This is a genomic window from Pseudomonas sp. TE3911, from assembly GCF_054062775.1.
Window position 1 is genome coordinate 1,040,325 of sequence record NZ_JBSSFP010000001.1, and the last position, 14,264, is coordinate 1,054,588.

The following is a 14,264-nucleotide window of genomic DNA, read 5'->3' on the forward strand; positions in this document are numbered from 1 at the left end:
CTGAGTTGACCCATGAGTAAACGCGCTGGAGAGGACGAGCGTGAAGCAGCCAATGCTGCCCACGAACTCTTCCTGCTCGGCCAGAAAACCGTTGAAGCCCGAGCGGTACTGGCCGCATTGCAGCAGCAACTGAGTGACGCCAACAGTTGCCTGGAGGATTCCCAGCACGTCGAGCAGTTGATCGAGGCCAACCAGCAGTTGGTGCTCGCCATACTCCTGGCCCAATCCGTACCGGTCGCCATGCCGGGCATGGAAGAGCAACTGTTTCAGGAACTGCGTGAGGCCAACGCGCAACTGGTCATCGCAGCGCTCGGCGCCCAGGACCTGCAGGCGACAGCGGAGCGAGCGTTGGACCAGCAGAAAGGCATCCTTGCGATGGTCGCCCATGAACTGCGTAATCCGCTGACCCCCATCAAGCTGATTGCCGAGCGAATGGTACGGCTGCCCAGTGATCAACTGCCGCGCATGCGCGAGTTGATCGAGGGCCAAGTCCAGCATATTTCCCAACTGGTCGACGACTTACTGGATGTCTCGCGCGCCAGCACCGGCAAGCTTCGTATCAACTGCAGTGAAGTGGACATGCTGCGTATTCTGAATGCCGCCGTTGATGCCTGTAGCCCGGTGATGATTGCGCGAAAGCAACAGTTTGATGTCGAGCTGCCTGACGCTGCTCTGATCGTCAACGGCGACCCGGGCCGACTCGCGCAGATTTTGCACAACCTGCTGGCCAACGCGGCCAAGTACACGCCCGTAGGCGGCACCATCAGCATGACGGCCACCGTGACCGCCAAAGTGTTGCGGATCAGTATTGCCGACAATGGCATCGGTGTTACAGCCAAGGCACTGCCGTTCATTTTTGACCCGTACGTGCAAGACACGCATGCCATCGGCTTCAACGTGACGGGCCTGGGCATTGGCTTGACGGTAGTGCGTGAATTGGTCGAAGCCCACGGCGGCAAGGTGACGGGGATGAGTGATGGGCATGGCAAGGGCAGCGAATTTGTGGTGACGCTGCCCCTGGTGCGTTAAGGGATCAACCGTGCTTCGCGCAACTTATCGAACACCTCGAAAAATGCCTGGTCGCTCGCCTGGTAGGCGGTGAACCCCATCTTCCGGCTCTTGGACATGTCCGTGACCACCTCGATCGGGCGCCCCAAGTCGGCATCGGTGTGCCAGGGCGAGGCGAGGCGGCTGATGTCCGTTTCCTTCAGCCCATGCTCCGCAGCGAGCTGGCTCCAGGCGGCCTGATCGTCGGCCATCTGACTCTCAAGCGGCGAGGGTTTGGCCGGGAAGTCTGCGGGTACAAGGCCAAAATAATCGGCAATCTGCCCCCACATCCATTTCCATCGGAACACGTCGCCGTTAGTGATGTTGAACGCCTGGTTGGCCGCCGCCGGCGTGGTGGCGGCCCACAGCTGTTGTTGTGCCAATTGCCGCGCATCGGTCATGTCGGTGAGGCTGTCCCATTGCACGCGGGAACCTGGGAATACAAATGGGCGCCCAGTGTGTTTGCAGACGCTGGCGTAGACGGCGAGGGTGGTCGCCATGTTCATCGCATTGCCCACGGCCACGCCGGTGACTGTGTGCGGGCGATGCACGCTCCAGGTGAAGCCGTCCTTTTTGGCGGCGGCGAACACTTCGTCTTCCTGGGCGTAATAGAAGTTCTCCACATCCAGGCGGCCTTGCTCCTCGCGGAACGGGGTTTGCGGCAGGCTGCCCTTGCCATAGTTTTCGAACGGGCCGAGGTAGTGCTTCAAGCCGGTGACCAAGGCCACATGCTGCACGCTGCCGGCGGGGCGCACGGCATCCAGCACGTTGCGCACCATGGCGGCGTTGACGCGGATGTTCTCGGCTTCGGTGGCCTGGCGCGACCAAGTGGTGATGAATACGTGGGTGGGTTTCAGATCGGCCAAGGCCTGTTGCAGCGATGCCGGGTCCTGCAAGTCGGCGGCGACTGGAATCACGCCCGGCACCTGTGATGGCTGGCGGGACAGCGCGGCGACCTGCCATTGTTGTTCAAGCAGTAGCTGGGTGATGGCGCTGCCAACGATGCCGCTGGCGCCTACGACGAGTGCTGTCTGGGTCATAAAATTCTCCCGAGGATGTAGGCTTCTGAGCCCCTGCGCGTAGGAGAGGTTCAACCTTATCCGTGAGTCTCGCGGCACCAAACAGACGAATCAGGGTCCATAAGCCCCGCACGAACATTCGCGCTTCTCCGTTACCCTCACCATAAGATTTAAAGCATGTACCTACGCAGTATCGCTGTCGGGCTGTCGGCCCTTGTTTTGTTTTCTACCGCTGTAGATGCCCGCAGTCTGGTAAACCCCTACACCCCCACCGAACAACGCGCCTCATTCGATGGCTGTGCCGATCTCTTCCCTGCCGCCGCCCCAATTAAGACAGCCACCGTTCCGGCGTCGATGAAACCCCTGGCGCTGTGTTCCGAGACGTTTGCGGTGCTCTACTCACAGACCAGCAAGACCCCGTTGGTGGTGGTCGAACGCCTGAACGCTGCGCAGTTGAAAGATGCCAAAGGCGAGGAGCGCACCAACCAGTTCTATGCCGACCCGCGCATTCCAAAAGGCGGCCGCGCGGAGCTGAGCGACTACCGCAGCCAGCACCCGGCCGTTGACCGCGGCCACCAGGCTCCGGCCGCCGATGCTCCCAACGCCCGCGCCATGGCGCAGTCGTTTGCGCTGTCGAACATGGTGCCCCAAGACCCCACCAACAACCGCAAGATTTGGAGCAAGGTCGAGGCGGACGTGCGCAAGTTTGCCAAGCGCGCCGGCGGTGATGTGTATGTGTTTACCGGGCCGCTGTTTGACCAGGGTTACAGCACCATCGGCGACAACAAGGTCTGGGTGCCGACGCGCCTGTTCAAGCTGGTGTACGACGCCTCCAGCCAGCGCGCCTGGGCCTACGTGCTGCCCAACGCTGAAACGCGCATCCAGAAGCCGATGGACTACGACACCTTCGTGAAAAGCACCGGGCTCAAACTGCTGGGTAATCTTCCGGTGTCGGGGTCGATTGGGCGCTCCTGAATACGCGGCTTACTTAGCCTTTTTCAACGCCTTCAAGCGTTGGGTTGCACGTTGCACCGCGGCCATTTTCTCGGGGCGTTTCATGCGTTTCCACTTGCGGATGTCGTCCTTGCTGCGTCCACAGCTGACGCACAGGTCGCCGCTGAGCTGACAGGTGGAGACGCAGGGGTTTTCGATGTCTTTAGCCAAGAGGTCACCTGGAGATGGGGTAAAGGGGGCGCACTCACGCCAAACGAAACTCAACGGTGAGGTGGCTCACTTCATGCACCGGCTTGAGGCGCTCGCGAATGCTGTCGGCATCCGTGCTCGCCTGGCCGACCACGCTCACAATCGCCGCGTGGGCGTCGGGGCCGACGCGCCACACGTGCAGGTCGGTAATCCTGGCGTCGCCGGGTTGCTCGACCCGCTCGCGGATTTCGGCGGCGACGTGCTCATCGGTTTGATCCAGCAGCACGCCGGCGGTTACGCCCATCAGGCTCCAGGCCCAACGCGCAATCACGATGGCGCCGACGATACCCATCACCGGGTCAAGCCACACCCAGCCCAGGTAACGCCCGGCCAATAGCGCCGCAATGGCGAGGACGGAGGTCAGCGCATCGGCGAGCACATGCACATAGGCGGATTTCAGGTTGTTGTCGTTGCTGTGGTGATGGTGCTCGTGGTCATGCTCGTGGCTGTGGCCGTGCCCCAGCAACAGCGCACTGACGATGTTCACCACCAGGCCCACGATGGCAATCAGGGTCGCGGTACCGAACTGCACCGCGGTGGGTTCAAGCAGGCGGATCACCGACTCGACGCCAATGCCCAGGGCCACCAGCGCCAGGATCAGCGCCGAGGCGAAGCCACCCAGGTCGCCCACTTTGCCGGTGCCGAAGCTGTAGCGCGGGCTGCGCGCGTGGCGTTTGGCATAGGCATAGGCTGCGGCGGCAATGCCCAAGGCACCGGCATGGGTCGCCATATGAAAACCATCAGCCAGCAAGGCCATGGAGCCGGTGAGGTAGCCGGCTGCAATTTCCGCCACCATCATCACCACTGTCAGCATCACCACCCACAGGGTGCGCCTGGCGTTCTCTTCGTGGGCAGCACCGAGGAACACATGCTCGTGGGCGTGGTTTGTCATGAGCGTCATTTGGCGTAACGCCGGATGGCTTCGAGCAGTTCTTCGACACCCTTGTTGCGTTCTTCCTCGCTGAGGGAGGGATCCGCCACGTGCGCCCTGGCGTGCTCTTCGATGATCTCTTCCATCAAGCCGTTGATGGCGCCGCGCGTAGCGGCCACCAAGTGCAGGGTCTTGGCGCAGTCAGCGTCCGACTCCAGGGCTTTTTCCACCGCCTGAATCTGCCCGGCGATGCGTTTAACCCGTTTTATCAGGCTGTCTTTGTTGGCTGCGATATGGCTCACGATATACCCCCCCTACCTATAGTGGGGCGGATGGTGTCATACCCCACCCCCCTATACAAGGACGCCGAAGCGAGGGTTACTTGGGCCGATCCAACCGATGACGCAGGGTGTAGACCGCCACACCCACTGCCAGGATGCCCGACAACGCGCCGACACCCAGTGCCCAGCGCGGGCCCAGGTGGTCCGCGACCCAGCCGACGATAGGCGCACCGATCGGTGTGCCGCCCAAGGCCACGCCGACGCGCAGGGCAATCACTCGGCCGCGCATGGCGGGTTCGGTGGTGAGTTGCATCAGGCTGTTGGTGGTGTTGCTGAAGGTCATGGCACCGACGCCGATGATCACCAGCGCCACGGCGAACAACCAATAGTTCGGCGCCAGGGCCGCCAGCGTGCAGCCAATGCCGAAGATCGCCGCACCGTTGAGCAACGACTTGAACTGTGGCCGCTCGCGTCCGGCGGCCAGCAGGGCGCCGGCAATGGTGCCGATGGCCAGCGTCGAGGAAAGCAGGCCAAAGGCGCGCGCATCGGTATGGAACGCAGTTACCGCCATGGTCGAGATAAAAATCGGGAAGTTCATGCCGAAGGTGCCGATCAGAAACAACATCAGCAGGATCGCCTTCAAGTCCGGCCGTGCCCACACATAGCGCAGCCCCTCGGTCAGGCTGCCCTTGGTGCGCAGTGCCCGCACTTTGGCGTGCTGTCCCGACACCCGTAGGAAAAAAAGCGAAACCAGCACCGCAAAGAAACTGCTGCCATTGAGCAGGAATGCCCAGCCGGTGCCCACCGAGGCGATGGTCAGGCCCGCCACGGCCGGGCCGATCATGCGCGCCATATTGAACGACGTGGAATTGAGTGCGATGGCGTTGGACAAATCCTTCTCGGCCACCAGTTCCGCGACGAAAACCTGCCGCACCGGCGCATCGAACGCCGACGCGCAGCCGGACAAAAACGCGAACACATACACGTGCCACAGTTCGACAAACCCGGTGACGGTGAACACCCCCAACGTCAGCGCCAGCAGACCCATGAGCGCCTGAGTGACCATCAGCAATTTGCGCTGGTCGTAGTGGTCGGCGGCAAAGCCGGTCCATGGCAGCAACAGCAACTGCGGCCCGAACTGCAACGACATCACGATGCCAACCGCCGCAGCGTTGTGCGGGGTCAACTGGGTCAGCACCAGCCAGTCCTGCGCGGTGCGCTGCATCCAGGTGCCGACATTAGAGACCAACGCCCCGGCGGCCCAGATGCGGTAGTTGGGGCTGCGCAGGGAGCGGAAGGTGCCGAGGAAACTCATAGCGGTATTCGTGACTCCTCAAACAGGACGAGGTGATTTGAACAGGCGCTGCCGGCGCAGTACTCAGCCACAGTGACGGTCAATGTGGGAGTTGTCGAGCCCTGGCGAGGCTGCGATAGCGGCGGCATTGCCAACCTCTACGTTGCCTGACACTCCGCTATCGCAGCCTAGCTAAAGCTCCACAACTCCCACAGGCTATACTCGCCCGTTCGCAATCCCCCCCTTCAAACAAACCGAGATACCCCATGAGCACCTCTCTCCCTATCACCCCCGCGCGCAAGCCAGTCGCGCCGTTGGTGGCCTTTGTCATCCTGGTGCTGGGCGCCTTGTTCCTGCAAAACAGCGTCGGTTCGCGCCAGGTGCTGTTGCTGGTGGTCGGCGCCGCACTGGGCTTGACCCTTTACCACGCTGCCTTCGGCTTCACCTCCGCTTGGCGCGTGTTCATCAATGAGCGCCGTGGCGCTGGCTTGCGGGCGCAGATGGTGATGCTCGCGCTGGCAGTGCTGCTGTTTTTCCCGGCGCTGGGGGCGGGCACGTTGTTCGGGCAGCCAGTGGTCGGGCTGGTGGCGCCGGCCGGGGTGTCGGTGGTGTTTGGTGCGTTTATTTTCGGCATCGGCATGCAGTTGGGTGGCGGCTGTGCTTCGGGCACGCTGTTCACCGTGGGCGGCGGTAATGCGCGGATGCTGGTGACGTTGTTGTTCTTTATCTGCGGCTCGCTGATCGCCACACACCATGTGGACTGGTGGTTTGCGTTGCCGGCGTTCCCGGCGGTGTCCATCGTCAAGAGCTTCGGCGTAGTGCCCGCGTTGCTCGCCAGCCTGGCGATGTTTGCGCTTATCGCGGCCGTCACCGTGCGTCTGGAGAAGCGCCGCCACGGCCAGCTTGAAGAAGGCGTGACCAGCGAACATCAGGGCTTGCGCCGCTTCCTGCGTGGGCCATGGCCATTGGTGTGGGGCGCGATTGGTTTGGCGTTGCTCAACTACGCCACCCTCGCACTGGCCGGGCGGCCGTGGGGCATCACTTCGGCGTTCGCCCTGTGGGGCGCCAAGGTGGCGAGCGGTTTGGGTGTGGACGTAAGCGCTTGGGCGTTCTGGCAGATGCCGGGCAATGCCAAGGCCCTGGCGGCGCCGGTGTGGGAGGACATCACCAGCGTCATGGACATCGGCATCGTCCTTGGTGCGCTGTTGGCCGCCGGCCTGGCTGGGCGTTTCGCCCCCAGCCTGAAGATCCCGGCCCGCTCGTTGATCGCTGCGGTGATCGGCGGCCTGCTGCTCGGTTACGGTTCGCGCCTGGCGTACGGCTGCAACATCGGCGCGTACTTCAGCGGCATCGCCTCGGGCAGCCTGCATGGCTGGGTGTGGCTGGTGGCGGCGTTTATCGGTAACAGCGTAGGCGTGCGCCTGCGGCCATTTTTCTTTGTGGGCGAGCGCCGTCAGGTGGCGCTGAGCGGCTGCTGAGTCAGTCTTGCGGGGAAACGCTTGGCGCCTGATCCGCTTCAGCCGCCAGCTTTTCCCGCTCTGCTTTGCTGATGTACCTGTCCTTGGATTTGGGCGCCAATTTGGCGCTGGCCTTTTTGGCCTTGGCCTTGAACAGCTGCTGCAGTTTTTTCTGGCGATTCATGGGTGTCTACCTGGGTTAAACGTGCCCGGATGATACCAGCTTAAAAATCGCAGCCAATGGCTAGCAAGGCTGCGCCGCCAAGCTGTTGCTGACCCTGCGTCCCAACACCAGCACCGTCACAAAACCGCAACCTACCAGCGCCGTGGCCAGGCTCAACAGCACCGCGCTGCCCATCTGGTCGACGATCTGCCCGCCAAAGAACGAGCCCAGGGCAATGATCACTTGGAACAACGCCACGAACAGCGGCATGCCGCGCTCGACATCCTTGGGCGCCACCACAAACATCCAGATACTCGCGCACGCCGGGAAGGCGCCAAAAGCAAAGCCCCACAGCGCGATCAGCATCGCCGCGCCGGTCATGCCGGTGGCGAAGTACGGGAACAGCGCGGTGCTGGTGCCGATCATCAACGCCACCAGCAGCAAGGTATTGCGCACGCTGCGGTTAGCCGCGAACCCGGCAAAAATATTGCCCATCACGCCTGCGACGCCATACATCAGCAACAGCGAACCAATGGTCGGCCCGTCGAAGCCAGAGCTGTGTTTGAAGAACGGCGCGACATAGGTGTAAGCCGCAAAGTGCGCCAGCCCGATCAGCAACACTGCGATCAAGCCGACCCGCGCTTGTGGGTTGATAAATAAAGCCGGCAGATCACTGATGCGAATGGCCTTCTCCGGCGTGAGTCTTGGCAGCAGGAACATCTGCGCCAACAGCACTGGAATGCCCACTAGCGCGGTCACCAGGAACGTCATGCGCCAGCCCATCAGGCCACTGAGCCAGGTGCCGACGGGCACGCCGAGTACGGTGGCCAGGGTCACGCCCATCATGATGATCGAAGTCGCCTTCGCTACGCCCACACCCTTGGGCGCCAGGCGACCGCTCAGGGCAATGGCCGTGGCCCAGAAACCGCCGATGCTGATGCCCAGCAATACACGGCCGAACAGCAGCAGGTTGAAGTCGCTGGCAAAGGCCACGACCGAGTTGGCGATGATCATGATCAACGTCAGGCCGATCAGCAGATAGCGACGGTCCATCGCGCCAATGCTCACCGACAGAAACGGTGCAGCGAGGGCGGCCATGATGCCGGGCAGCGTCACCATCAAACCCGCGTGGCCGGCACTGATACCGAGGTCGGTGGCGACATCGTTGAGCACGCCCACCGGCAGGAATTCACTGGTCACCAGGGCAAAAGCACCTACCGCGACCGAGAGAATCGCCAGCCACTGCTGTTTGACACTTTGTTGATTATGTTCGGGAAGGCCGCTGGGGGCCTGGAGGGCGCTTGGCATGATGCTGGGTTCCAAGGGGGGATGTCGCCTGAGGCCAGGCGCATGGGAAGAAGAAGTGGGAAGCGATTATAGGAAGGGCCGTTGGTCGGCCTATAGGCGAGCGGTTCGATAGTAATCATCAGTGGTATCGATGTGAGGACCTTGGGCCGCTCCCATCCATACCACTTTGAGTTGAGTGTTCCGCCTTAATCAGTTCCGAAACGACCGACTCAAAAAACCAGTAATCAGCCCCACAACCTGCTGCTGAATCACTCCCCGCGCCCGAGCGCCTTCGCCATCCCGGCAAATCATGCCATCCCCCGGCGAGCTCTCTTCAATCAACGCAATCGCCCCCGGCTTGCAGATCGACATAAAGCTGAAGTGGGTAGCGTCGGCGATCTCCACATACTGCGTCGAAGCTTTTGCCATCCGCCGGACCATATCGGCGGACTCCAATTCAGGCGCCATATCTTCCGTTGGCACACCCCCCGCAATCACCAGCGCCGGCACCGGCAATGCGGCGAGGCTGGCGTCGGTAAAGCCGCGCGACAGGCCCAGGTCCAACGACACAATGGCGGTGACGCGTTTGTCGCTCAAGTCAGCGGCCAGCTTGGCCTTGCCCTCTGGCGTGGCAGCGGGATTCATCTCGTGGTAGCCAATGCAACCGCCCAGCTTGGGATAGGTGCTGCACTCCTTGGCGAACAGGTCAGGATCGAAGCGTGCACCGGCGATTTCCAGCACGGTCCAGCCGCCGAGGGAATGGCCTACAGCGGCGATCTGTTTGTTCGCCACCGCGCCGAATTGCGTGGGCTGAGCCAACACTGCATCGATAGCACGGCTCAAGTCCGCCGGGCGCTGCCATAACTGCGCGGCTGCTTGCGGGCTGCGGTCCTTGGTGGTGGTGCCGGGGTGGTTGACCGCCGCGACGATATAGCCCTGATGGGCCAACGCACTGGCCAGCCACGTCTGTTTACCCCAATTACCGCCGTAGCCGTGGGAGAGCACGACCAGTGGATGTTCGCCGCCGGCGGGTGGTGCATCGGGTACGGCGAGGGCGCCGATGAAGACTGCGTTGTCGGCGATCAGCTTGGGTTGGGTGGTGGTGGTAGCGGGGTACCAGACGACCAGTTCGAGTGGTCGGTTGTTTTGCGCATCGGGCAGGGTGGTGGTCTTGAAGCCGACGAGGTTTTCGGCGGCGAAGGCGGGAGCGGTGAGGCAAATCAGGAACAGGGCGCGTAGAGCGGTTTTCATTGTTGTTATCGTCCTTGAAATGAGCGGCGAAGCATGACCTGAAACAAGCGGTTTTGGTAGAGGGGAGGCGGGACTAGGACGTTACCGACGTATTCCTACTTATTAGTATTACAGATCGCTCTTTCGTGAATTTAGGACGTTGCTATCTTACTTCGGTTAAAAAAGCGTGCGACGGTAGTGCCGTACTTCCTACCGTTGATTAATAAGGTGAGGGTTATGAAGATTCCAATCGGGATGTTGACTTTAATGCTTGGTTTGAATGTGCGTAAGTTCATGCTCGTTTTGTTTGCGCTCTTGCTGTTTGTGTCTGCTAGTTTGGCGTTGGCTGAAGAGCGATCTTTCACTAAAGATGATACGCCAAGTCCTGTGCTGGTTTTGTCCAATGAGGGTGTTGGATTAGCCAATTTCTACGCGAATTCGTTGGACTTTCCCAGTGGTACTTTGCCTGATCCGAAAGAGTTACTAGAGATCGCGTGGCGTACAACGTACTACCCTGAAAGTGCCAATTCAAAGGTCGAACTCTGTTACTTTCGCCCCTATAGTTCTCAACCTAATTGCGTGGATATCGCTCCTAACTCATCTGGCGTTATCTATGAATTTAATGCCCAGAGTTTCAATCACGAATCACGTGTTGTCATCAAGCATTATGTCTTAGGTGGCACACCACCCTACAGTCGTCCTGCTGGCGTTGATACAGTGACTTTTCGATATAGGTACTAACTCGTAATACCGTGCAAGGGTCACTTATTACGGTGACCTCTGCTTTGATAAATAAAAACGTGCAGTTGGTCAAATTTTAGCCGCCTCTACAGGGTGAATTCTCATGGCAACTATCCACGCTTATTCCTCAGTGCCTAACAATCGCTTGGCTAGCAGTCCGGTTAATGCCGCAACCTCGCCAGCAATGCAGACAACGGCAGACACGGCTGGTGCATCTACCGCTACACACACTGATAGTGCGCCCCACACCGTATCGGTTTTGGCTCGTCAGTTGAGCGAAGCCTCAGTGCGCGCCGACACCCGCACCGCAGAGGCACCCGCCGATCCGCCGGACTCGATCATCGGCGACAGCTACCTCACGGATAAAGCGCAGCATGACGCCGAGGTCCCAGACACCGATCTTCCAGAGCTCCTGGCCCGCGCCCGACAGGCAACCGCCTTCATCAACGGTTCCGACAGCAACCCCTTCAAGGGCTTGGGACGTGATCAGTTGATCCTGATCGCCCATGACGACAGCGGCGCATTCACCACCAACGAACGCCGTGCCGCATGGCAAGAGATGGAATCTACGGCACCCGCCCAGGCGAGCAGCGCGAGTCAGGCATCGATTGACGGCCATGCTCTGATGGTCGCTCGCGTGTTCGGCAACTACGAGCCGCCGGTGGCCCAGCCACCATTGACCTCCTACAACCTAACTCAGAGCTCTTATCATTTCCTCAACCGCGATGATCGTGCCGTGATCTCGCAGATGTACGCTTACGCGCAGGCTGAAGGTGCTGATCTGGCCTTCGTCGATGACTTGGCCTGGCAGCTCGGCCATTATCGACATCTCAGCGACGGCGGTCAGCAGCTGAGCCACAACAATGGCTATACCTCGGAGGGTTATCGCATCACCTTCCACTTCAAGGAGCAGGACGCGGCTATTGCCTCGCGCATTCTTAATGGTTCGGCCATCAACAGCACCCGTATCGACCCAGGCTTCTTAAGGCATATTCTGAACCCGGACTACGGATCTCTCTCCAACATCGGCGGAATACCGTTCCTTGAACAGATGGTGCTCAAGTTCTCTGCTGAAGGTGCTTCACAAGCCGCGCTCGGCAGCGAATTCGCCACCTTCAACCGGATCGAAAACAAGGACAACGTCCTGGTCACGACGAACACGGACACCAAACTGCCGCCCTCAAAGGTAGTTGCCACCAACGTTAATGGCGTGTGGAGCTTGACCGAACTGGGTAAGTCCGCTGGCTACACGCTGGACACCGCTACCGGCAAGCTGCACCGACCAACAATGCCTCCAGAGGATGAAGCTCAGCAGGGCTTCATCCTGGAAACCTCTGTTGGTTCCGCGCAGAGTCGCTCCCTTATGGATGCCCTTGCCGACAGCGACGATCCGCCCGCCAAGCGAGCGATCTGGATGAACAATCTGTTCAGCCTGCTTGACTCGCCTGAGTAGCCTTACAAAGTCCAAATTAAATAGCGGGCATGCGGGATTAGGAAAATACCTGCGTATTCCTACTTATTAGTATTACAGAGCTGTCCTTCATTGTTTTAGGAAGTGCGTGGGTTTCTACGGTTAATGAATCGTGCAATGGTAGAAGTGAGATTCTTACAGCTGGATCCATTGGGCTCTTACGTATTAACTCCTCAAGTGATGGTGGCGATTATGAGTAGCTCGATAGTGATTCGTTGCTCCGTAAATGCAAACAAGCCTGTGCGTGCCCTTGTTACTGCTCTGCTGGTATTGGCCAGTGGGGTGGTCGTTGCGGAGGAAAGGTCTATTTCAAAGTCTGGGGACCCCAGTCCCGTGTTGGTGTTATCCAATTCCGATACTCATCCGGGTGTAGGGTTTGCGAGTTTCAGTGTTGTTAGCTCGGACTTTCCCCCAGGAACGCTCATTGATCCCAAACAGTTAGTGGAAATTCAATGGAGTACAACGTTTTACCCTGACAGCATCAGGGAGGATGTGAGGCTTTGCTATTCAAGGCCCTTCAGCTCTCAAGAGGATTGCAGGAGAATCACTCCGCGTTCGTCTGGCACAGTGCAGGATTTTAACACTCAGTCGTTTGGTAATGGCTCGCGAGTTAGAATCTATCATGATGTATACGGGGGCACACCTCGCTATACGCGTCCTGCTGGCGTCGATTCAGTCGTATTAAAATATAGCTATTAATCAACTGAAAATTATTTTGTCCGTTTGGTTTTTTGGCTCTTTTACATGGAAAACAATGATATTAATGATGTGGCAGCGGCGCTGTCCTCCTATTTAGGAAGAGTGATCCATGATATCTATTAATCTTCATGCGTCGTCAGCCACTAATCGTATGGCAACAAGTAGTACTTCCAACGCCGAGCCCGTGTTTGCGGTTTCGTCAGATAAAGAAGAGCCCATTGCCGCGTCAACTTCGAACGGTGAAGTTACCAACAGCACCGTCTCAATCCTGGCTCACCAGTTGAGCGAAGCGGCAGCGCGTGCTGAAAAACGCGCGGGCTCGGAGAGCGAAAACCCGTTCCACTCGATTACCGGCGATAACTACATTGCCAACAAAAAACAACACGGTGCAGCGCTTCCCAATACCGATAACCCGGAACTCCTGGCTCGGGCCCGGCAGGCCAACGGCTTCGTCGATGGCACTGACAGCAACCCTTTCAAAGGGCTTGCGCGCGATCAGCTCAGCCTGATTGCTAGCGACGTTGGCGGTGCCTTCACGCTCAATGAGCGACGTTCAGCGTGGGAAGAGTTGCAAGCAACCGCAACCCCAATGGCTGCCAACCCGAAACTGCAACCTGCAAATGGGCGTGATCACCTGATTTCGCGTTTGTACGGGGGGGGTGAACCGCCGGTCGCCAAGCCACCTGCCACCGTCTATAACGGCACTCAAAACCACGCCGATTTCCTCAACCCTGAGGATCGTGCCTTGATCTCGGATATGTACGCTTACGCAGCAGCGGAGGGTGCTGACCTGCGTTTTGTAGATCACGTGGCCATAGCACTCGGTACCTATCGTCATTACAGCGACGGCCTTCAATTCGGGGGGAGTAACGTTCGCTATGACGGGGAAGGGTATCAGGTGACGTTCGATTTCAAGCCAGAGGACGCCGCAATCGCGTCAAGCGTCCTGGAGGGTTCGGCGATCAACAGCACCCGTATCGACCAGGGTTTCTTGCGACACATTCTGGACCCGGCCCAAGGTGCGTTTACAAACATTGGTGGCATACCGTTCCTGGAGAAGATGGTAAAAAAATTCTCTAATGAAGGGGCTGATCAGCCCCCACTCGCCAGCCAGTTCGCCACCTACCACAAAGTCAGGTACGAGGACCATATTGTCCAAACCACCAACAAGGACGTCAGGCTACCGCCCTTCAAGGCACTCACGGATAACGTCAACGGCGTTTGGACCCTCACCGAACACGGCAAGGCAGAAGGCTACACACTGGACAAAACCACTGGCCGGATAAGCAAGCCGGTCGCCTCTTTCGACAGTCAGACATCACAACGCTCAGTCTTGGACGACATTATTCGCCAATCGCCCAAACGCTACTTCCCGGACTTTGTTGCCGGTGACCGTGAGGCATTCGCCATGCGAAGAATCTGGCCCGGCCATTTTTTCATGCTGATGAAAAACCAATAATTATGAGGACTTGATAAGCGATGCCCTAAGGCACCGCACAGT

14 protein-coding genes are annotated in these 14,264 nt (G+C 59.3%); 6 read left to right on the plus strand and 8 right to left on the minus strand.

From position 1 onward, the window contains the following. Positions 1-12 precede the first annotated feature (12 nt). Positions 13-1,029: a sensor histidine kinase gene (locus ACVWXD_RS04745; RefSeq protein ID WP_181643209.1), complete on the plus strand. Its 1,017-nt coding sequence runs from the start codon at positions 13-15 to the stop codon at positions 1,027-1,029. On the opposite strand, the gene ACVWXD_RS04750 is transcribed toward ACVWXD_RS04745, so the two are convergent. Continuing rightward, complete coding sequence (locus ACVWXD_RS04750; protein ID WP_099603077.1) at positions 1,026-2,087, minus strand: SDR family oxidoreductase; 1,062 nt, start codon at positions 2,085-2,087, stop codon at positions 1,026-1,028. The genes ACVWXD_RS04745 and ACVWXD_RS04750 overlap by 4 nt on opposite strands. Before the next feature lie 156 nt (positions 2,088-2,243). Here ACVWXD_RS04750 and ACVWXD_RS04755 point away from each other — a divergent pair, with 156 nt between their 5' ends. Next, on the plus strand, positions 2,244-3,041 hold the full coding sequence (locus ACVWXD_RS04755) for a DNA/RNA non-specific endonuclease (RefSeq protein ID WP_457370726.1): 798 nt from the start codon (positions 2,244-2,246) through the stop codon (positions 3,039-3,041). 9 nt (positions 3,042-3,050) lie between these two features. Here ACVWXD_RS04755 and ACVWXD_RS04760 read toward each other — a convergent pair whose 3' ends face one another. The 4 genes from ACVWXD_RS04760 to ACVWXD_RS04775 all read right to left on the minus strand — a co-directional run bounded on the left by ACVWXD_RS04760 (position 3,051) and on the right by ACVWXD_RS04775 (position 5,736). Further along, complete coding sequence (locus ACVWXD_RS04760; protein ID WP_032885921.1) at positions 3,051-3,230, minus strand: DUF1289 domain-containing protein; 180 nt, start codon at positions 3,228-3,230, stop codon at positions 3,051-3,053. Positions 3,231-3,264: 34 nt separating this feature from the next. After that, positions 3,265-4,170 carry a CDF family Co(II)/Ni(II) efflux transporter DmeF gene (gene dmeF, locus ACVWXD_RS04765; protein WP_457370727.1) on the minus strand — a complete coding sequence of 302 codons (906 nt, stop codon included), beginning with the start codon at positions 4,168-4,170 and terminating at the stop codon, positions 3,265-3,267. Beyond that, entirely contained in the window at positions 4,167-4,442 is a 276-nt protein-coding gene (locus ACVWXD_RS04770; RefSeq protein ID WP_032885919.1) for a metal/formaldehyde-sensitive transcriptional repressor, read from the minus strand. Before ACVWXD_RS04770 ends, dmeF begins: the two co-directional genes overlap by 4 nt. A 76-nt stretch (positions 4,443-4,518) precedes the next feature. Then, positions 4,519-5,736: an MFS transporter gene (locus ACVWXD_RS04775; RefSeq protein WP_032885918.1), complete on the minus strand. Its 1,218-nt coding sequence runs from the start codon at positions 5,734-5,736 to the stop codon at positions 4,519-4,521. A gap of 245 nt (positions 5,737-5,981) precedes the next feature. Between ACVWXD_RS04775 and ACVWXD_RS04780 the strand changes: the two genes are divergently transcribed. Beyond that, entirely contained in the window at positions 5,982-7,193 is a 1,212-nt protein-coding gene (locus ACVWXD_RS04780) for a YeeE/YedE family protein (RefSeq protein WP_095185511.1), read from the plus strand. 1 nt (position 7,194) lies between these two features. On the opposite strand, the gene ACVWXD_RS04785 is transcribed toward ACVWXD_RS04780, so the two are convergent. The 3 genes from ACVWXD_RS04785 to ACVWXD_RS04795 all read right to left on the minus strand — a co-directional run bounded on the left by ACVWXD_RS04785 (position 7,195) and on the right by ACVWXD_RS04795 (position 9,873). Then, complete coding sequence (locus ACVWXD_RS04785; protein WP_081797666.1) at positions 7,195-7,356, minus strand: DUF2986 domain-containing protein; 162 nt, start codon at positions 7,354-7,356, stop codon at positions 7,195-7,197. A 60-nt stretch (positions 7,357-7,416) separates the two neighbouring features. Then, positions 7,417-8,643 carry an MFS transporter gene (locus ACVWXD_RS04790; RefSeq protein WP_457370728.1) on the minus strand — a complete coding sequence of 409 codons (1,227 nt, stop codon included), beginning with the start codon at positions 8,641-8,643 and terminating at the stop codon, positions 7,417-7,419. Positions 8,644-8,832: 189 nt separating this feature from the next. Beyond that, on the minus strand, positions 8,833-9,873 hold the full coding sequence (locus tag ACVWXD_RS04795) for an alpha/beta hydrolase family protein (protein ID WP_457370729.1): 1,041 nt from the start codon (positions 9,871-9,873) through the stop codon (positions 8,833-8,835). Between the two features lie 216 nt (positions 9,874-10,089). On the opposite strand from ACVWXD_RS04795, the gene ACVWXD_RS04800 reads away from it, so the two are divergent. The 3 genes from ACVWXD_RS04800 to ACVWXD_RS04810 all read left to right on the plus strand — a co-directional run bounded on the left by ACVWXD_RS04800 (position 10,090) and on the right by ACVWXD_RS04810 (position 14,222). Further along, positions 10,090-10,593, plus strand: coding sequence for a hypothetical protein (locus tag ACVWXD_RS04800; protein ID WP_457370730.1), 504 nt, complete (start codon positions 10,090-10,092; stop codon positions 10,591-10,593). A 286-nt stretch (positions 10,594-10,879) separates the two neighbouring features. Continuing rightward, positions 10,880-12,046, plus strand: a complete 1,167-nt coding sequence (locus tag ACVWXD_RS04805; RefSeq protein WP_260366390.1) for a hypothetical protein — start codon at positions 10,880-10,882, stop codon at positions 12,044-12,046. 826 nt (positions 12,047-12,872) lie between these two features. Continuing rightward, on the plus strand, positions 12,873-14,222 hold the full coding sequence (locus tag ACVWXD_RS04810) for a hypothetical protein (RefSeq protein ID WP_457370731.1): 1,350 nt from the start codon (positions 12,873-12,875) through the stop codon (positions 14,220-14,222). Positions 14,223-14,264 lie beyond the last annotated feature (42 nt).

Coding starts and splice junctions, on each gene's coding strand:
- dmeF (WP_457370727.1), bottom strand. CDS start 4,170: ATGACGCTCATGACAAACCACGCCCACGAGCATGTGTTCCTCGGTGCT.
- ACVWXD_RS04790 (WP_457370728.1), bottom strand. CDS start 8,643: ATGCCAAGCGCCCTCCAGGCCCCCAGCGGCCTTCCCGAACATAATCAA.
- ACVWXD_RS04775 (WP_032885918.1), bottom strand. CDS start 5,736: ATGAGTTTCCTCGGCACCTTCCGCTCCCTGCGCAGCCCCAACTACCGC.
- ACVWXD_RS04780 (WP_095185511.1), top strand. CDS start 5,982: ATGAGCACCTCTCTCCCTATCACCCCCGCGCGCAAGCCAGTCGCGCCG.
- ACVWXD_RS04750 (WP_099603077.1), bottom strand. CDS start 2,087: ATGACCCAGACAGCACTCGTCGTAGGCGCCAGCGGCATCGTTGGCAGC.
- ACVWXD_RS04785 (WP_081797666.1), bottom strand. CDS start 7,356: ATGAATCGCCAGAAAAAACTGCAGCAGCTGTTCAAGGCCAAGGCCAAA.
- ACVWXD_RS04745 (WP_181643209.1), top strand. CDS start 13: ATGAGTAAACGCGCTGGAGAGGACGAGCGTGAAGCAGCCAATGCTGCC.
- ACVWXD_RS04800 (WP_457370730.1), top strand. CDS start 10,090: ATGAAGATTCCAATCGGGATGTTGACTTTAATGCTTGGTTTGAATGTG.
- ACVWXD_RS04795 (WP_457370729.1), bottom strand. CDS start 9,873: ATGAAAACCGCTCTACGCGCCCTGTTCCTGATTTGCCTCACCGCTCCC.
- ACVWXD_RS04755 (WP_457370726.1), top strand. CDS start 2,244: ATGTACCTACGCAGTATCGCTGTCGGGCTGTCGGCCCTTGTTTTGTTT.
- ACVWXD_RS04810 (WP_457370731.1), top strand. CDS start 12,873: ATGATATCTATTAATCTTCATGCGTCGTCAGCCACTAATCGTATGGCA.